General features: G+C 60.9%; 13 protein-coding genes and 4 tRNA genes. All 17 read right to left on the bottom strand.

Features of this window, described 5'->3' with window-relative positions:
• Positions 1 to 31 precede the first annotated feature (31 nt).
• Entirely contained in the window at positions 32 to 4,276 is a 4,245-nt protein-coding gene (gene rpoC / locus HV753_RS18485) for a DNA-directed RNA polymerase subunit beta' (protein ID WP_175176060.1), read from the bottom strand.
• On the bottom strand, positions 4,276 to 8,388 hold the full coding sequence (gene rpoB, locus HV753_RS18480) for a DNA-directed RNA polymerase subunit beta (RefSeq protein ID WP_175176059.1): 4,113 nt from the start codon (positions 8,386 to 8,388) through the stop codon (positions 4,276 to 4,278). The genes rpoC and rpoB overlap by 1 nt, the downstream gene beginning before the upstream one ends.
• Before the next feature lie 161 nt (positions 8,389 to 8,549).
• The gene (rplL, locus tag HV753_RS18475) at positions 8,550 to 8,930 is read right to left on the bottom strand and encodes a 50S ribosomal protein L7/L12 (RefSeq protein ID WP_006216571.1); all 381 of its coding nucleotides are present in this window, start codon (positions 8,928 to 8,930) and stop codon (positions 8,550 to 8,552) included.
• 81 nt (positions 8,931 to 9,011) lie between these two features.
• Positions 9,012 to 9,536, bottom strand: coding sequence for a 50S ribosomal protein L10 (gene rplJ, locus HV753_RS18470; protein WP_006216572.1), 525 nt, complete (start codon positions 9,534 to 9,536; stop codon positions 9,012 to 9,014).
• A 273-nt stretch (positions 9,537 to 9,809) separates the two neighbouring features.
• A complete protein-coding gene (rplA, locus tag HV753_RS18465; protein ID WP_006216574.1) occupies positions 9,810 to 10,511 on the bottom strand; it encodes a 50S ribosomal protein L1 in 702 nt (233 codons plus the stop codon).
• A gap of 2 nt (positions 10,512 to 10,513) precedes the next feature.
• Positions 10,514 to 10,945, bottom strand: a complete 432-nt coding sequence (gene rplK, locus HV753_RS18460; protein ID WP_046806050.1) for a 50S ribosomal protein L11 — start codon at positions 10,943 to 10,945, stop codon at positions 10,514 to 10,516.
• Positions 10,946 to 11,008: 63 nt separating this feature from the next.
• Complete coding sequence (nusG, locus tag HV753_RS18455; protein WP_105555685.1) at positions 11,009 to 11,542, bottom strand: transcription termination/antitermination protein NusG; 534 nt, start codon at positions 11,540 to 11,542, stop codon at positions 11,009 to 11,011.
• Between the two features lie 9 nt (positions 11,543 to 11,551).
• Positions 11,552 to 11,932 carry a preprotein translocase subunit SecE gene (gene secE / locus HV753_RS18450; protein ID WP_057285234.1) on the bottom strand — a complete coding sequence of 127 codons (381 nt, stop codon included), beginning with the start codon at positions 11,930 to 11,932 and terminating at the stop codon, positions 11,552 to 11,554.
• 64 nt (positions 11,933 to 11,996) lie between these two features.
• Positions 11,997 to 12,072 (bottom strand) — tRNA-Trp (locus HV753_RS18445).
• Between the two features lie 167 nt (positions 12,073 to 12,239).
• The gene (tuf, locus tag HV753_RS18440) at positions 12,240 to 13,430 is read right to left on the bottom strand and encodes an elongation factor Tu (protein ID WP_054420859.1); all 1,191 of its coding nucleotides are present in this window, start codon (positions 13,428 to 13,430) and stop codon (positions 12,240 to 12,242) included.
• 56 nt (positions 13,431 to 13,486) lie between these two features.
• Positions 13,487 to 13,561, bottom strand: a tRNA-Thr gene (locus HV753_RS18435).
• Positions 13,562 to 13,573: 12 nt separating this feature from the next.
• Positions 13,574 to 13,647: transfer RNA gene (locus HV753_RS18430), tRNA-Gly, on the bottom strand.
• Positions 13,648 to 13,792: 145 nt separating this feature from the next.
• Positions 13,793 to 13,879, bottom strand: a tRNA-Tyr gene (locus HV753_RS18425).
• A gap of 112 nt (positions 13,880 to 13,991) precedes the next feature.
• Positions 13,992 to 15,155 carry an iron-containing alcohol dehydrogenase gene (locus HV753_RS18420; protein ID WP_175176058.1) on the bottom strand — a complete coding sequence of 388 codons (1,164 nt, stop codon included), beginning with the start codon at positions 15,153 to 15,155 and terminating at the stop codon, positions 13,992 to 13,994.
• Positions 15,156 to 15,179: 24 nt separating this feature from the next.
• Positions 15,180 to 16,568 carry an aldehyde dehydrogenase family protein gene (locus HV753_RS18415; RefSeq protein ID WP_175176057.1) on the bottom strand — a complete coding sequence of 463 codons (1,389 nt, stop codon included), beginning with the start codon at positions 16,566 to 16,568 and terminating at the stop codon, positions 15,180 to 15,182.
• A 29-nt stretch (positions 16,569 to 16,597) separates the two neighbouring features.
• On the bottom strand, positions 16,598 to 17,983 hold the full coding sequence (locus HV753_RS18410) for a glutamine synthetase family protein (RefSeq protein ID WP_175176056.1): 1,386 nt from the start codon (positions 17,981 to 17,983) through the stop codon (positions 16,598 to 16,600).
• Positions 17,984 to 18,041: 58 nt separating this feature from the next.
• Positions 18,042 to 18,848: a histidinol-phosphatase gene (gene hisN, locus HV753_RS18405; RefSeq protein ID WP_175176055.1), complete on the bottom strand. Its 807-nt coding sequence runs from the start codon at positions 18,846 to 18,848 to the stop codon at positions 18,042 to 18,044.
• Positions 18,849 to 18,914: the final 66 nt, after the last annotated feature.

Here is an 18,914-nt window from a genome sequence, read left to right as displayed (position 1 = left end):
ATCAGGCGCGGGGAGTTGTCGTGGGTTCCGCTTATTCGGCGGAATCCTCGGTGCCCACATCGGAGGCCGAAGCTTCCGCGTCCGCGCCCACCGTGACCGGCGAGTCCTCGAACGGGTTGGCCTGTTGGCGAGCGGCTTCGCGTTCCGCCGCCTCCAGCTCTTCCTTGTCGCGGCGTGCGTGGTGGTAAGCCAAGCCCGTACCGGCGGGGATGAGACGGCCGACGATGACGTTTTCCTTCAAGCCACGCAGGTCGTCGCGCTTGCCCATGATGGCGGCTTCGGTCAGGACACGAGTGGTTTCCTGGAACGAAGCGGCCGAGATGAACGAGTCGGTCGACAGCGAGGCCTTCGTGATACCCAACAACACGTTGTCGTAGGTCGCCGGGAGACGCTCTTCGGCAGCCATGCGGTCGTTCGCGTTCAACAGCTCGGAACGCTCGACCTGCTCGCCCGGGATGAACTCGGTGTCGCCCGCGTCAACGATGTTCACACGACGCAGCATCTGACGAACAATCACTTCAATGTGCTTGTCGTTGATCTTCACGCCCTGCAGACGGTACACGTCCTGCACTTCGTCGACGATGTAGGTCGCCAGCTTCTCGATGCCTTGCAGACGCAGGATGTCGTGGGGATCGGCCGGGCCGTCCACGATCATTTCGCCCTTGTTCACCACTTGGCCGTCGTGCACCAGAACCTGCTTTTCCTTCGGAATCAGGAACTCGTGGCTCACGCCTTCCAGGTCGGTGATGACCAGACGCTGCTTGCCCTTGGTGTCCTTACCGAACGAGACCGTACCGGTGACGTCGGCAAGCATGCCGGCATCCTTCGGCGAACGGGCTTCAAACAGTTCGGCCACACGCGGCAGACCGCCGGTAATGTCGCGGGTCTTTTGCGATTCTTGCGGAATACGCGCCAGAACTTCACCCACGGCAACCTGCAAGCCGTCGCGCACGGTAATCAGCGCGCCCACCGGGAACGAGATGTTCACCGAGTGATCGGTGCCGGCGATCTTGACGTCTTCGCCTTGCTCGTTGACCAGCTTGATCTGCGGACGCATGACGATCTTGCCGCCACGGGTCTTCGGCGTGATGACGACGAGCGTCGACAGGCCGGTAACTTCGTCCACCTGCTTGGCAACGGTCACGCCTTCTTCGATGTTCTCGAAGCGGACGGCGCCACCGTATTCCGACACGATCGGACGGGTCAGCGGATCCCACGTCGCCAGACGCGCGCCAGCCTTGACGGCTTCGCCATCGCCCACCAGCACGGTCGCGCCGTACGGGATCTTGTGGCGTTCGCGTTCGCGGCCGTTGTCGTCGAAGATCGCCAGTTCGCCAGAGCGCGAGATCGCCACACGTTCGCCCTTGGCGTTCGTGACATAGCGCATCGTGCTGGCAAAACCGACCAGACCGCTGGACTTGGTTTCCACCGCGCTGGCCAGGGCCGAACGCGATGCCGCGCCACCGATGTGGAACGTACGCATCGTCAGCTGCGTGCCCGGTTCACCGATGGACTGAGCAGCGATAACGCCGACTGCTTCGCCCTGGTTGACCGGCGAACCGCGACCCAAATCGCGGCCGTAGCAGTGTGCGCACAGACCATGACGTGTTTCGCACGTCAGCGGAGTGCGGACCTTGACTTCGTCCACGCCGATGCGGTCGATGGTGTCGACCAGGTCTTCGTCCAGCAGAGTGCCGGCGACAATTGCCGTTTCCTGCGTGTCCGGATTGATGATGTCCACGGCAGCCACACGACCCAGAATGCGATCGCGCAGCGGTTCGATGACTTCACCGCCTTCGACCAGGGCTTTCATGTTGTAGCCCAGCGACGTACCGCAATCGTCTTCGGTGATGACCAGATCTTGCGTCACGTCGACCAGACGACGGGTCAGGTAACCCGAGTTCGCGGTCTTCAGTGCCGTATCAGCCAGACCCTTACGCGCGCCGTGAGTCGAGATGAAGTACTGAAGCACGTTCAGACCTTCACGGAAGTTCGCGGTAATGGGCGTTTCGATAATCGAGCCGTCCGGCTTGGCCATCAGGCCGCGCATACCGGCCAGCTGGCGGATCTGGGCGGCCGAACCGCGAGCGCCCGAGTCAGCCATCATGTAGATGGAGTTGAACGATTCCTGGCGCACTTCCTCGCCGTGGCGGTTGACCACGGGCTCGGTAGCCAGTTGTTCCATCATCGCCTTGCCGACCTTGTCGCCAGCCTTGCCCCAGATGTCCACCACGTTGTTGTAGCGTTCTTGGGATGTGACCAGACCCGACGAGTACTGCTTGTCGATTTCCTTCACTTCGCGGCTGGCTTCGGCCAGGATGCCTTCCTTGGCGGTCGGGATCAGCATGTCGCCCATGGCGATCGAGATACCGCCGCGCGTGGCCAGCTTGAAGCCGGACTGCATCAGCTTGTCAGCGAAGATCACCGTGTCGCGCAAGCCGCAGCGGCGGAACGACTGGTTGATCAGGCGCGAGATTTCCTTCTTCTTCAGTGCCTTGTTCAGCACCGTGAAGGGCAGGCCCTTCGGCAGAATTTCGGACAGCAGCGCGCGGCCAACCGTCGTTTCGTGACGACGGATAACCGGTTGCCATTCGCCTGCTTCGTCGCGCTCGTGCTCTTTCAGACGCACGGTCACGCGGGATTGCAGTTCGACTTCGCCGTTGTCGTAGGCACGCTGAACTTCAGCGACGTCGGTGAAGAAAATGCCTTCGCCGCGGCCGTTGATGCGCTCGCGCGTCGTGTAGTACAGACCCAGCACGATATCCTGGGACGGCACGATCGACGGTTCACCGTTGGCCGGGAACAGCACGTTGTTCGACGCCAGCATCAGCGTACGCGCTTCCAGCTGGGCTTCCAGCGACAGCGGCACGTGAACAGCCATCTGGTCACCGTCGAAGTCGGCGTTGAACGCCGCGCAAACCAGCGGGTGCAGCTGGATGGCCTTGCCTTCGATCAGGACCGGTTCAAACGCCTGGATGCCCAAACGGTGCAGCGTAGGCGCACGGTTCAGCATGACCGGGTGTTCGCGGATGACTTCTTCCAGGATGTCCCAGACGACCGGTTCCTGGCTTTCCACCAGTTTCTTGGCAGCCTTGATGGTCGTGGCCAGGCCCATCATCTCCAGACGATTGAAGATGAACGGCTTGAACAGTTCCAGGGCCATCAGCTTGGGCAGGCCGCACTGATGCAGCTTGAGCTGCGGACCCACCACGATGACCGAACGGCCCGAGTAGTCGACGCGCTTGCCCAGCAAGTTCTGGCGGAAACGACCGCTCTTGCCCTTGATCATGTCGGCCAAGGACTTCAACTGGCGCTTGTTGGCGCCCGTCATGGCCTTGCCGCGACGACCGTTGTCCAGCAACGAGTCAACGGCTTCCTGCAGCATCCGCTTTTCGTTGCGCAGGATGATTTCCGGCGCCTTGAGCTCCAGGAGGCGCTTCAAGCGGTTGTTGCGGTTGATGACGCGGCGGTACAGGTCGTTCAGGTCGGAGGTCGCGAAGCGGCCGCCGTCCAGCGGCACCAGCGGACGCAGGTCCGGCGGCAGCACGGGCAGCACTTCCATGACCATCCACTCGGCCTTGATGCCCGACTTCTGGAAGCCTTCCAGCACCTTCAGGCGCTTGGAAATCTTCTTGATCTTGGCTTCCGAGCTGGTGGCCTTCAACTCGCCGCGCAGCGTTTCCACTTCGCGGTCGATGTCGATGGTACGCAGCAGTTCGCGCACGGCTTCCGCGCCCATCAGGGCACGGAAATCGTCGCCGTACTCTTCGGTCTTGGCGAGGAAATCGTCATCCGACATGATCTGACCGCGCTTGAGCGGCGTCATGCCAGGTTCGATCACGCACCAGGCTTCAAAGTACAGAACACGTTCGATGTCCCGCAGGGTCATGTCCAGCACCATGCCCAGACGCGACGGCAGGCTCTTCAGGAACCAGATGTGCGCAACAGGGCTGGCCAGCTCGATGTGGCCCATGCGTTCACGGCGAACCTTGGCAACGGTGACTTCAACGCCGCACTTCTCGCAGATCACGCCACGATGCTTCAGGCGCTTGTACTTGCCGCACAAGCACTCGTAGTCTTTGATCGGGCCAAAGATCTTGGAGCAGAACAGACCGTCACGCTCAGGCTTGAACGTGCGGTAGTTGATGGTCTCGGGCTTGCGAACTTCGCCGTAAGACCACGAACGGATCTTCTCGGGCGAGGCGATGCCGATCTTGATGGCATCGAATTGCTCGTCTTGCGAGACTTGCTTAAATAGGTCGAGTAGCGCTTTCATTAGTTACGCTCCAAATCCATGTCCAGGGCCAACGAGCGGATTTCCTTAACCAGCACGTTGAACGATTCCGGCATGCCGGCGTCGATGACGTGGTCGCCCTTGACGATGTTTTCGTAAACCTTGGTACGACCATTGATGTCGTCCGACTTCACCGTCAGCATTTCTTGCAGGGTGTAGGCGGCGCCGTATGCTTCCAGCGCCCACACTTCCATTTCCCCGAAACGCTGACCGCCGAACTGCGCCTTACCACCCAGCGGCTGCTGAGTCACCAGCGAGTACGGGCCGGTGGAACGCGCGTGCATCTTGTCGTCGACCAAGTGGTGCAGCTTCAGGTAGTGCATGTAGCCGACCGTCACGGGGCGCTCGAATTTCTCGCCCGTGCGGCCGTCAAACAGCCATGCCTGCGTACGCGAAGGCGTCAATGCCATGCGCTCGGCGACGTCGTCCGGATAGGCCAGTTCCAGCATCGTGGTGATTTCCTCTTCGGTCGCGCCGTCGAAGACGGGCGTCGCGAACGGCACGCCGTTCTTGAGGTTCTGGGCCATTTCCATGACTTCTTCGTCGGTCAGCTCGTCGATGCGGGCACCGGAACCGGTCGTGTTGTAGACCTTGTCCAGATAGGCACGAACGTTCTTGACCTGCGCAGTGCGCTCATCGCGCAGCAGATCGGCAATGCGGTGACCCACGCCCTTGGCAGCCCAGCCCAAGTGAACTTCCAGCACCTGACCCACGTTCATCCGCGAGGGCACGCCCAGCGGGTTCAGAACGATGTCGGCCGGCGTGCCGTCAGCCATGTGCGGCATGTCTTCCACCGGAGTGATGCGCGAGACCACACCCTTGTTGCCGTGACGACCTGCCATCTTGTCGCCAGGCTGCAGACGACGCTTCACGGCCAGGTAGACCTTGATCATCTTCAGCACGCCCGGGGGCAGTTCGTCGCCTTGCGTCAGCTTCTTGCGCTTTTCTTCAAACGCCAGATCGAACTGGTGACGCTTCTGCTCCAGCGATTCCTTGGCTTGCTCCAGCACGACAGCGTGCGGCTCATCGGCCAGACGGATGTCGAACCACTGCCAGCGGTCCAGATCAGCCAGGTAAGCCTTGGTGATCGTGGCGCCCTTGGCGAGCTTGCGCGGACCACCGTTGACGGCCTTGTTCACCAGCATCTTCTCGATACGGTCGAACTGGTCGTTCTCAACGATGCGCAGCTGGTCGTTCAGGTCTTGGCGATAGCGGCGCAGTTCATCATCAATGATGGACTGGGCGCGCTTGTCACGCACGATGCCTTCACGGGTGAACACTTGCACGTCGATCACGGTGCCGGTCATGCCCGAAGGCACGCGCAGCGAGGTGTCCTTAACGTCGGACGCCTTTTCACCGAAGATGGCGCGCAGCAGCTTTTCTTCCGGCGTCAGCTGGGTCTCGCCCTTCGGCGTGACCTTGCCGACCAGCACGTCGTCAGCGCTGACTTCGGCGCCGATGTACGTGATGCCCGAATCATCCAGACGGTTCAACTGCGTCTCAGCCAGGTTGCTGATGTCGCGGGTGATTTCTTCCGGACCCAGCTTCGTGTCGCGGGCAACAACCGTCAGTTCCTCGATGTGAACCGAGGTGTAGCGATCGTCAGCCACAACCTTTTCGGAGATCAAGATCGAGTCTTCGAAGTTGTAGCCGTTCCACGGCATGAACGCGATCAGCATGTTCTGACCCAGGGCGAGTTCGCCCAGATCGGTCGATGCGCCGTCAGCCAGCACGTCACCCTTGGCGACCTTGTCGCCACGCTTGACGATGGGACGCTGGTTGATGTTCGTGTTCTGGTTGGAACGGGTGTACTTGATCAGGTTGTAGATATCGACGCCGACTTCACCGGCGACGTTTTCTTCGTCGTTCACGCGAATCACGACGCGCTCGGCGTCAACGTGATCGACCAGGCCGCCACGCAGCGCTTGCACGGTCGTGCCCGAGTCAACGGCCACGGTGCGCTCGATACCCGTACCCACGACCGGCTTTTCCGGACGCAGGCAAGGCACGGCTTGACGTTGCATGTTGGCGCCCATCAGTGCGCGGTTCGCGTCATCGTGCTCAAGGAACGGAATCAGCGAGGCAGCGACCGACACGATCTGCGACGGGGCAACGTCCATGTAGTGCACGTTGGCCGGCGAGGTCAGCATCGTTTCGCCCGCTTCACGGCAAGCGACCAGATCGTCAACGAAGGCGCCGTTCTCGTCCAGCGCGGCGTTAGCCTGCGCGATGACGTAGTGGCTTTCTTCGATGGCCGACAGGTAGTCGATTTGTTCGCTGACGTTGCCGTCGATAATCTTGCGATAAGGCGTTTCCAGGAAGCCGTACTCGTTCAAACGAGCGTACAGCGCCATGGAGTTGATCAGACCGATGTTCGGGCCTTCCGGCGTTTCGATCGGGCACACACGGCCATAGTGGGTCGGGTGCACGTCACGGACTTCAAAGCCGGCGCGCTCGCGCGTCAGACCGCCAGGTCCCAGTGCGGAAACGCGACGCTTGTGCGTGATTTCCGACAGCGGGTTGGTTTGGTCCATGAACTGCGACAGCTGGCTCGAACCGAAGAACTCCTTGATGGCAGCCGAAATCGGCTTGGAGTTGATCAGGTCGTGCGGCATCAGGTTTTCCGTCTCGGCCTGGCCCAGACGTTCCTTGACGGCGCGTTCGACACGCACCAAGCCGGCGCGGAACTGGTTTTCGGCCAGTTCGCCCACACAACGCACGCGACGATTGCCCAAGTGATCGATGTCATCGATCTGGCCACGGCCGTTACGCAGCTCAACGAGCACCTTGATGGTTTCAAGGATGTCTTCGTTGGTCAGCGTCATCGGGCCGGTGATGTCTTCACCACGGCCCAGACGGCTGTTGACCTTCATGCGGCCGACACGCGACAGATCGTACGTCTCTTCGTTGTAGAACAGACGCTGGAACAGCGCTTCCACCGCTTCTTCGGTGGGCGGCTCGCCAGGACGCATCATGCGGTAGATGGCAACACGCGCGGCCATTTGGTCGGCGGTTTCATCGGTACGCAGCGTTTGCGAGATGTACGGACCACGGTCCAGGTCGTTCGTGTAGAGCGCCTGAATGTCGTAGACGTTGGCTGCGCGCAGCGCGCCCAGCACGCTTTCCGTGATTTCGTCGTTGGCGTTGGCGATGACTTCGCCCGTATCTTCGTCAACGATGTTCTTGGCCAGCACGCGGCCGTACAAGAAGTCTTCGGGCACGGAGATACGCTGGATGCCACCGGCAGCCAGGTCGCGCAAATGCTTGGCATTGATGCGCTTGTCTTTTTCGACGAGGACCTTGCCATCGCGATCCGAGATGTCGAAACGGGCCATTTCGCCCTTCCAACGCTCAGGCACGAATTCCATCATCGCGCCTTCGCTCTTGAGTTCGAAGTTATCGAAGTCGAAGAAGTTGGCCAGGATGGATTCCGGCGTCATGCCGATGGCCTTGCACAGAATCGTGACAGGCATCTTGCGACGACGGTCGACGCGGAAGAACAGGACGTCCTTCGGGTCGAATTCAAAGTCCAGCCACGAACCGCGGTAAGGAATCACGCGGGCCGAGAACAAGAGTTTGCCGGAGCTGTGCGTTTTGCCGCGGTCGTGTTCAAAGAACACGCCAGGCGAACGGTGCAGCTGCGACACGATGACACGCTCGGTGCCATTGATGACGAAGGAACCCGTGCCCGTCATGAGCGGAATTTCGCCCATGTAGACTTCTTGTTCCTTCACTTCTTTCACGGTCGGCTTGCTGACTTCGCGGTCAAGCAGCACCAGGCGGACCTTGGCTCGCAGGGGCGAGGCATAGGTCAAACCACGTTGCTGACATTCCTTGACATCGAACACCGGTTCGCCGAGCACGTAGCTCACGAACTCCAAGCGCGCCATACCGTTGTGACTAACGATCGGGAAAATCGACGAGAACGCCGCCTGCAAACCGTCGGCTACGCGATCGGACGGGGCGGTATCCGCCTGCAGGAAAGTTAGGTAGGATTGAAGCTGTGTCGCCAAAAGGAAAGGAACGTTTTGAACGTCTTCACGCTTGGCGAAGCTTTTGCGGATGCGCTTTTTTTCGGTGTACGAGTAAGGCATGAGCACTCCGACTCGAGGTTGCATGGGCCGTCAACCACGGCCCTAGGTGATACGACTCCAGGAAACCCCTCTGAAAGGGCATGACCCCAGTAGGGGTTTCCTGGAAACGCAAAAGCCCGGGGACTGCAAACTGTGCTGTCCCCGGGCAGTTGACGCAGGTCTTACTTGACTTCGACCTTGGCGCCAGCTTCTTCCAGCTTCTTCTTGGCGGCTTCGGCGTCAGCCTTGGCCACAGCTTCCTTGACGGGCTTCGGAGCGCCGTCAACCAGGTCCTTGGCTTCCTTCAGACCCAGACCGGTCAGCTCGCGCACGGCCTTGATGACGCTAACCTTGTTCGCGCCGGCTTCCAGCAGGACGACGTTGAACTCGGTTTGCTCTTCAGCAGCGGCGGCAGCGCCACCAGCAGCGGGAGCAGCGACAGCGACAGCAGCGGCAGCAGCCGACACGCCGAACTTCTCTTCCATTTCCTTGATCAGCTCGGACAGCTCGAGCACGGTCATGCCAGCGATGGCGTCAAGGATTTCAGCTTTGTTAAGTGCCATTTTTCAGAACTCCAAATATTTTGGTAATGCCAGGGTTTGGGTGTCGCTTCGTCGTTCAGCGAATTCCGGACAGCAGGGCGATTAGGCCGCTGCCTTTTGGTCGCGCACAGCCGCGAGGCCACGGGCGAACTTGGTCGGAACTTCGTTGAGCGTACGCACGAATTGCGCGATCGGGGCTTGCATGGTGCCAAGCAGTTTCGACAGCAACTCTTCGCGGGAGGGCATGGTGGCCAAGGCCTTCACACCATCTTGAGTCAGCAGGCTGTTGGGCAATGCGCCCGCCTTGATGACCAGCTTGTCGTTGCTTTTCGCGAAACCAGCGATGACCTTGGCCGCCGAAACCGGATCAGTGCTGATACCATAGATCAGCGGACCGGTCAGTTGCTCAGCCAACGGCTCGAAAGCCGTGCCGGCAACAGCACGACGGGCCAGCGAGTTCTTCAGAACACGCAGATACACGCCCGATTCACGCGCAGTTTTGCGCAGTACGGTGACAGAGGCGACGTCCAGACCACGGTACTCAGCGATAACAATCGATTGGGCCTTGGCGACTTCAGCCGAGACTTCCTCGATTACCACCGCTTTCTCTTGACGATTGAGACTCACGGTTTGAACACTCCATCAAAAGACGCCTGGGGCCTAAGCCTTGCGCGTCAACCGAATGCGGCGCCTGGTCGAGTTCTTCGTGTAAAGAAATCTTCCTGGGGACGCCGTCTACGCTGGATCCGAACTATGTGAGCTTCGGGATTAAGCGGGGCAGCGGGGATGCTGCTTTCTGTACAGAAGGGAGAACCCTTCCACCACCCTGCTCCAGCGGTCTTTGACAGCAACATCCGGAGGAATCCGGATGCAGCCCAAAGTACGTTTACTGCTGTTGGCTTAGTTGGAAGCCGACAGCGAGGCAATTTCAACGCGAGCACCGCCGCCCATCGTGGACGAAACGGCCAGCTTGCGCAGATAAATGCCCTTGGCAGCTGCGGGACGAGCCTTTTGCAGGGCGTCGACCAGAGCGGCCAGGTTGGTTTGCAGCTGTTCCACGCCGAACGACGCACGGCCGATCGTTGCGTGGATGATGCCAGCCTTGTCGGTACGGTACTGAACCTGACCGGCCTTGGCGTTCTTGACAGCGGTGGCGACGTCAGGCGTCACGGTGCCGACCTTCGGGTTCGGCATCAGGCCACGGGGACCCAGGATCTGGCCCAGGGCACCCACGACACGCATCGTGTCGGGCGAGGCGATGACGACGTCAAAGTCCATTTGACCGGCCTTGATCTGGTCAGCCAGGTCGTCCAGGCCGACGATGTCGGCGCCAGCGGCCTTGGCAGCTTCAGCCTTTTCGCCTTGGGCGAACACGGCAACGCGAACCGACTTGCCGGTGCCAGCGGGCAGAACAACCGAACCGCGAACCAGTTGGTCCGACTTCTTCGGGTCAATGCCCAGCTGAACAGCCACGTCAATGGATTCATTGAACTTGGCAACAGCGGTTTCCTTGACCAGCGTCAGGGCTTCAGCGACCGGGTACAGCTTGGTGCGGTCGATCTTTTGTGCAATAGCGGCGGCGCGCTTCGACAGTTTTGCCATGATTAGATCCCCTCAACCGTGATGCCCATGCTGCGGGCGCTGCCAGCGATCGTGCGCACAGCGGCGTCCAGATCAGCGGCGGTCAGATCGGGGCCCTTGGCCTTGGCGATTTCTTCAGCTTGAGCGCGCGTCAGCGTGCCAACCTTGTCGGTATGCGGCTTGGGCGAACCCTTTTGCACGCCGGCGGCCTTCTTGATGAGGACCGTCGCGGGCGGGGTCTTCATGATGAAGGTGAAGCTCTTGTCCGCGAAGGCGGTGATCACCACCGGAATCGGCAGACCAGGCTCCATGCCTTGGGTCTTGGCGTTGAACGCCTTGCAGAATTCCATGATGTTCAGGCCACGTTGACCCAGTGCCGGGCCAATCGGGGGGGAGGGGTTAGCCTTACCAGCCGGTACTTGCAGCTTGATAAAGCCGACGATCTTCTTCGCCATGCTTTGCTCCTTGCGGGTTATATCGCCCAAGCCTTATTGGCCTGAGCTCCCCGGGGGTTGAAATCAGGTCTTTTCGACCTGGCTGAAATCGAGTTCGACGGGTGTGGCACGACCAAAAATGGTGACCGACACACGCACCTTGCTCTTTTCGTAATTGACTTCTTCAACGTTGCCGTTGAAGTCAGCAAACGGACCTTCCTTGACCCGAACCATCTCGCCCACTTCAAACAGAATCTTGGGACGGGGTTTCTCGACACCCTCTTCCATCTGGGAGAGGATCTTCTCGACTTCCTTTTCGGAAATCGGGGTCGGACGGTTGCCCGAGCCACCCAAAAAGCCGGTGACGCGGTTCGTGTTCTTGACCAAATGCCACGTTTCGTCGGTCAGGTCCATTTCAACCAGGACATAACCGGGGAAAATGCGGCGTTCGGTGATCGACTTCTGACCACCCTTGACCTCGACGACTTCCTCGGAGGGCACAAGAATGCGGCCAAAGGACGTTTGCAAGGCCGCGCGCTCGATGCGCTCGATCAGGGCCTTGTGAACGCTCTTTTCCATGCCGGAATACACATGGACGACATACCAACGCTTACTCATTCGCCGTCCTTATTTCCAGCCCAACAACAGGCCGTAGAGAATCCATTCGATGCCCTTATCGAGCACCCACATGAAAATGCCCATGACAGCCACAAACGCGAAAACGATACCCGTCATCTGGGTCGTTTCCTTGCGAGTGGGCCATGCGACACGCTTGACTTCGTTGTAGGACTCGCTGGCGAAGCTCAGGGTGCGGCGACCGGGTTCGCTGAACCAGGCAATCGCAGCTGCGATCACGAGGCCGCCGACAAATACGCCGACACGTGCAGGCATCGGCTGTGCGCTAAGCACGGAAAACCCGACGATGCCAGCAATAACGACGAGAACCGCCAGCCCGAGCTTGACCCGGTCGGCGGTACTGGTTACGGTTTCTACGCTGGTATTAGACATATTGCGACGCGAGCCGCCGTGAATGCGTAACTCGCGATAATCTCCCGCGGGTTTATCCTGGCGGTGGCAGGGGCAGTAGGAATCGAACCTACAACCTTCGGTTTTGGAGACCGACGCTCTGCCAATTGAGCTATGCCCCTAAAACACTACTGGCTTGCACTACATTCACTGGCTTTCCGGACCTGCCGCTCAAACCTACCCTTTCAGGCAATTTGGCGCAAACGATCACGGAGCCAAACATCATAACACTTTTACGGCAAAAATGGGTAGAGGGACATTTCGTCCACTCTACCCACTTGGGTATTGCTTACTTCAGGATCTTGGCGACGACGCCGGCGCCGACGGTACGACCGCCTTCACGAATGGCGAAACGCAGGCCTTCTTCCATGGCGATCGGAGCCAACAGCTTGACCGTCATGGCCACGTTGTCGCCCGGCAGAACCATTTCCTTGTCGGCCGGCAGCTCGATCGTGCCCGTCACGTCCGTCGTGCGGAAGTAGAACTGGGGACGATAGCCTTGGAAGAACGGAGTGTGACGGCCGCCTTCTTCCTTGGACAGGATGTACACCTCGGACGTGAAGTCCGTGTGCGGGGTGATCGAGCCCGGCTTGGCCAGAACTTGGCCGCGCTGGACGTCTTCACGCTTGGTGCCGCGCAGCAGGATGCCCACGTTGTCGCCAGCTTGACCTTGGTCGAGCAGCTTGCGGAACATTTCAACGCCCGTGCAAGTCGTCTTGACCGTCGGCACCAGGCCCACGATTTCGATTTCTTCGCCGACCTTGACGATGCCGCGTTCGATACGACCGGTCACGACGGTGCCGCGGCCAGAGATCGAGAACACGTCTTCAACCGGCATCAGGAACGCGCCGTCAACGGCACGCTCAGGCGTCGGGATGTACGAATCCAGCGCATCGGCCAAGGCCATGATCGCTTGCTCGCCCAGTTCGCCCTTGTCGCCTTCCAGCGCCAGCTTGGCCGAACCCTTGACGATCGGGGTGTCATCACCCGGGAAGTCGTACTTCGACAGAAGTTCGCGAACTTCCATTTCCACCAGCTCGAGCAGCTCGGCGTCGTCAACCATGTCAGCCTTGTTCAGGAAGACGATGATGTACGGCACGCCAACTTGGCGGCTCAGCAGGATGTGTTCACGAGTTTGCGGCATCGGGCCGTCAGCGGCCGAAACCACCAGGATCGCGCCGTCCATTTGCGCCGCGCCCGTGATCATGTTCTTCACATAGTCAGCGTGGCCCGGGCAGTCAACGTGCGCGTAGTGGCGCGCTTGCGTTTCGTACTCGACGTGGGCGGTGTTGATCGTGATGCCGCGAGCCTTTTCTTCAGGAGTCGCATCGATCTGGTCGTAGCCCTTGGCTTCGCCACCGAACTTGTTCGACAGAACGGTCGTGATAGCTGCCGTCAACGTCGTTTTGCCGTGGTCAACGTGACCAATCGTACCCACGTTCACGTGCGGCTTGGTACGTTCAAACTTGCCTTTTGCCATGGCTGACTCCTGACCTGGATTGCGCTTCAGACTGAAGAAAAGAACTTGGAAATTTGTGGTGCCCATGGCGCGGATCGAACGCGCGACCTCTCCCTTACCAAGGGAGTGCTCTACCACTGAGCCACATGGGCATTTAAAAATCTTGGAGCGGGTGAAGGGAATCGAACCCTCGTCGTAAGCTTGGAAGGCTTCTGCTCTACCATTGAGCTACACCCGCGGCATACCCATTCACCTTCTCTTTCCCAAACCTTTCAAAATCAAGGCCCGGGGAACCTTACAACCTTCTTTGCGAAGGCCGCCCAGTTCCCTAGGCCTAATTTTAAAATCCAGGCAGACATCGCCTGGATTCAGAGTTGGGTCTCTGGTGGAGGAGATTGGATTCGAACCAATGTAGGCGCAAGGCCAACAGATTTACAGTCTGCCCCCTTTAACCACTCGGGCACCCCTCCAGCGGAGAACTTGAGATTATGAACACTTTCAAATCCGCTGTCAAACCCATCGGATGAAAATATTCAAAACTTTCGTTCAACCACTCGCGTTTCCGCGCAGAGGGGGCGAAGCTTACAGGTTTCCGCGAATTGATGCACGCAAAAGTTTTGAATAGTCATCCGCCGTGAAGTTGACGGGGTTGCTCCCGGCCGACGGATCTTCAGCGGCCATCCGCCCTACCCGTTCCACCTGAGCCTCGTCGATGCCAATATCCGCCAGCGTGTGCGGGATGCCGACGGCCTCGCGCAGGCGCAGCACCCAGTCCAGCACCGCCCCCGGGCCCGTGGCGGGCAGATCCAGATAGCGCGCCAGTGCTTCCAGCCGCGGCGCCACCGCCTGCTGGTTGGCTTTCAGCACATAGGGCATCAGGATGGCATTCAACATGCCATGGTGCGCGTCGTATAGCGCGCCCAGCGGATGCGCCAGGGCGTGCATGGCGCCCAGTCCGCGCTGGAAAGCCGTTGCGCCCATGCTGGAAGCCACCAGCATCTGCTGGCGGGCTTGCAAATCGGTGCCGTCGGCCACCGCCCGCGGCAGATAGTCCTTGACCATGCGCATGCCTTCGATGGCAATACCCGCCGCCATCGGATGAAAGAACGGCGAACAATAGGCCTCCAGGTTGTGCGACAGCGCGTCCATGCCGGTGGCCGCGGTGATCCTGGCCGGCAGGCCGACGGTCAACTCCGGGTCCAGGATGACGATGGACGGCAACATGCGGGCATGAAAGATGATGCGCTTGACCTGTGCGGCCTCATCCGTGATGACGGAGGCGCGTCCCACTTCGGAACCCGTGCCTGCCGTGGTCGGCACCGCAACGACCGGCGCCATCCCGGCCACGTTCACGCGCTGGTAGTTGTCGCCGATATCCTCGAAGTCCCACAAGGGCCGTTTCTGCCCCACCATCAATGCGATTGCCTTCGCCGCGTCCAGCGCCGAACCGCCCCCAAAGGCAATCACGCCATCGTGGCGGCCCTGCTTATAGGCCGCCACGCCATCTTCAACATTGCGGCCCGTCGGATTGCCTTTGACCTCGTGGAACAAGCCACACTCCAGGCCCGCCTGGCGGCAGGCGCGCACGCTGTCTCCCACCATCGGTAGCGCGGCAAGGCCTGGGTCGGTGACGAGCAATGGCCGCCTCATGCCGAGTTCGCCGCACCAATCCGCCAGTTCCTTGATGCGACCGGGGCCCACCTTGATGGCCGTGGGATAGTTCCAATTGACGCTGGGGACAGTCATGGTTCGATTCCTGAAGACGTTTTTTCAGACGCTGCGCAGATGGAAGGATTTCGCTTGCGTGAGCTGCTCGTAGCCAAGGACAGACAAGGACGCGCCCCGCCCCGTGTTCTTGACGCCGGTCCAGGCCAGCGCGGGGTCAAGATAGTCGCAGCGATTCATGAAAAAGGTGCCGGTTCGCACTTGCTGGCCGAGCATCAAGGCTGCCTGTTCGTCCTGCGTGAACACCGCGGCCGTCAGGCCATAGGGGCTGTCGTTCATCAGCGTGACGGCCTCGTCATCGGTGTCCACCGGCATGATGCCGACGACCGGGCCGAAACACTCTTCGCTCATTATTCGCATGCGATGATTTACTCGCGTAAGCAGGGCTGGCGCAACATAAGGCGAATCTTTACTCGCATTATTGAAATGCGAATGATCGATCAGGTTTTGTGCGCCGGCCGAAACCGCTTCGGCAATGACGTCGCGAATTTCAGCAGCGGCGCGAACCCGAACGACCGGCCCCAGCGTCGTGTCGGCATGCAGCGGATTTCCCAACACGTAATTGTTGGTCAAGGCTACGGCGCGGTCGATGAACTCGTCGTACAGCGGCCGCGCGACATAGATGCGCTGAATGCCGCAGCAGGATTGGCCCGAGTTGAAGAAAGCACCGTCCACCAGGGACTCGACGGCGTGGTCCAGTTTGGCGTCCGCGCGCACATAGGCCGGATCGTTGCCGCCCAACTCCAACCCCACGCCGATGAAACGCCCCGCCGCGCTTTCCTCGACAATGCGTCCGCCCCGCACCGAGCCCGTGAACGACACGTAGCCGATCTCGGGCGCGCGGATCAGCCGCTGAACGGTATCGTGGTTGGCATGCAGGTATTGGAAGACACCCTTGGGCGCACCGGCATCGCGGAATGCGCGATCCAGCAGTTCCGCGCACAAGGGGGTCTGATCGGAATGCTTCAGGATGACGGTGTTGCCCGCCATCAACGCCGGAACGATGCTGTTTACCGCCGTCAGCAACGGGTAGTTCCACGGTGCGATGGTCAGGGCCACACCGATGGGTTCGCGGCGGATGAAGCGCGTGAATCCAGCCTGCTCGGGTACGCGGATGGGCGCCAGCGCCTCGTCCGCGATCGAAATCATGTGGCGCGCGCGCGCTTCGAATCCGGCGACTTCGCCCGGCGTGTAGCGCAAGGGGCGCCCCATCTGGATCGTGATGGCCCGCGCAATCTCGTCCTTGGCCGCGACAAAACGGTCGACCGCCGCTGAGACGACGCGCCCCCGCTCCGCAATGCCAAGCGCCTGCCACCCGGCCTGCGCGGACTGCGCCTGCGCCAAGGCCTGTGCGATCTGCGCTTCGCTGGCGTAGGCGCGGCGCACGACTTCGCGCCCGTCGATGGGACTGATGGTGATGAGTTCCTGAGTCATGGCGGCCCTAGGCTAGCGATTGGACGGGGTCAGATGATTTCGAAGTAACGCGCCAGCTCCCAATCGGTCACGTGGCGCCTGAACTGCCGCTCTTCCCATTCCCGCGTCGCCACGTAGTGATCGACGAAAGGGGCGCCGAACAGATGGCGGGCCGCATCGGATTCGCGCAGGCGCTGCGCCGCTTCCCACAGGGTCGTGGGCAGGCGCAGATGCGTGGGGAATTGCTGGGTGTAGGCATTGCCCTGCACCATGGGTTCGGGTTTCAAGCCCTGCTCAATGCCGTACAGGCCCGAGGCCAGGGCTGCGGATAACGCCAGGTAGGGATTGGCGTCCGCCGAGCCGATGCGCACTTCGACGCGCTGTGACTTGTCGCTGCCGGGGATGAGCCGCAGCGCGGTCGTGCGGTTTTCCATGCCCCAGGTGGCGTCCAGCGGCGCCCAATAGCCCGGCACCAGGCGCGAATAGCTGTTGATGGTCTGCGCGTACAGCGCCATGAATTCCGGCAGGTAACGCTGCACGCCCGCCATGAAGGAGGCCTGCGCCGCGCTCATGCCGTGCGGCTGGGACTCGTCGTAGAACGCCGAATGGCCGCTCTTCCTGTCGCGCAACGACAAATGAATGTGGCCGCTTTGGCCAGGATGGTCGTGCGACCATTTCGCCATGAAGGTCGCCATCAGCCCGTTCTGCTGCGCCAGCGCCTTCGTGAAGGTCTTGAACAGGAAAGCCTTGTCGGCCGCCGCAGCCGCCCGATCCACGGCGATGGCCGCTTCCAGCACACCCGGCCCGGTTTCGGTGTGCAGACATTCGATGGGCATGTCCATGCGCTCGCACATGTCCAGCAGCTTGCGGTAGAAGTCGCCTTCGACGGTGCTGCGCAGCATGGAATAGCCGAAGTTTCCCGGCGTCCAGTTCTCCATGTTGCGATAGTTTTTCGCGCGCACCGAATGCGGGGTTTCGCGAAACATGAAGAACTCGTATTCCAGCGCGGCGTAGACGTCGTAGCCCATGTCCGCCGCCCGTTCCAGCGTGCGGTGCAACAGCCGGCGCGGACAGATGGCGGCCGCGTCGCCTTCGAATTCGGCAAGGAACAGCAACATGTCTTCGCCGCCAGGCCCTTGCTCCAGCGGCAGCCGCCGGCCCGTCTGCGGCACGATGCGCAGCTTGGCGTCAGGATAGGCGGTGTGCCAGCCGGTGTACTTGGTGTTGTCGTAGAGCTGGTCATCCAGGTCCCAGCCGAACACCACGTCGCAGAACGCCAGGCCGGATCGCAATCCGGCCAGGAACTTGTCGCGCCGCAGGTACTTTCCCAACATGACGCCATCGACGTCGGACAAGCCCACCTTGATATGCGAGAGCGGGCTGGCTTGCACCAGCCGCTCTGCGTCTTCCACCGTTGCTACCCCTAGTGCATGCATGCTCGTTCACCTTTGTGGCTGAAGCGTTGCGTTGAACTGCGGGCGGGCGGCGCGGCACTCAGGTCATGGCCGCCCCCAGCACCCGCATCGCCTGGCGATGCAGTTGCGGCGTGGCGGCCGCGACGACGCGGCCCTGCGATTCGAGGCTGAGCGGCTGCCCCGACCAATCGGTAATGACGCCGCCCGCGCCTTCGATCACGGGCATCAGCGCCAGATAGTCATAGGGTTGCAGGCCAGCCTCGACCACCAGGTCGACATGGCCGCTGGCCAGCAGCCCGTAGCTGTAACAGTCGCCGCCATAGCGGCGCATGCGCGCAGCCTGCGTCAAGGCATCGAACGCCGCGACCTCCGCGCCTTCGAAGATGTCGGGCGACGTGGCGTACAGGATCGCATCGCGAAGTTCTGTGCAGGCGCTGGTCTGGCAGATCTCGCCGTTCAGCCGCGTCGACGAACCGGCCGCGCCGATCCAGCGTTCCTGGAGCATGGGGATATCGACCAGTCCAAGCACGGGGCGGCCCTGATGCAGCAACGCCAACAGCGTGCCCCACAAGGGGTTGCCCGAAATGAAGGCGCGGGTGCCATCGATGGGGTCCAACGACCACACCAGTTCGGCCTCGGCATGCAATGCGCCGAACTCTTCGCCAAAGATGCCGTGTTGGGGATAGTGCTGTGCGATGGCCTCGCGCAAGGCGGCCTCGACTTCGCGGTCGGCTTGCGTAACGGGGCTTTCGTCTGCCTTGGTATCGACGGACAGCGGGTGCCGGAACCACTTGCGGGACAAGGGCCGGACGCGATCCGCGAGGGTTTGCGCGAACGAGGAGTATTCGGCCAGTTGCTGCGCCGGCAGCGCGGCGGACGTTTGCATCAATGTGCTCCCAGGGGTTTTTCCAGTCTAGACACGTTGCCCCAAATTTGCAAATATACCTAAAAC

Source organism: Achromobacter pestifer (assembly GCF_902859625.1).
Taxonomy (GTDB): domain Bacteria; phylum Pseudomonadota; class Gammaproteobacteria; order Burkholderiales; family Burkholderiaceae_B; genus Achromobacter; species Achromobacter pestifer.
The sequence above is the reverse complement of the archived record's forward strand: the minus strand, read 5'-3'. Positions and strand labels throughout refer to the sequence as shown.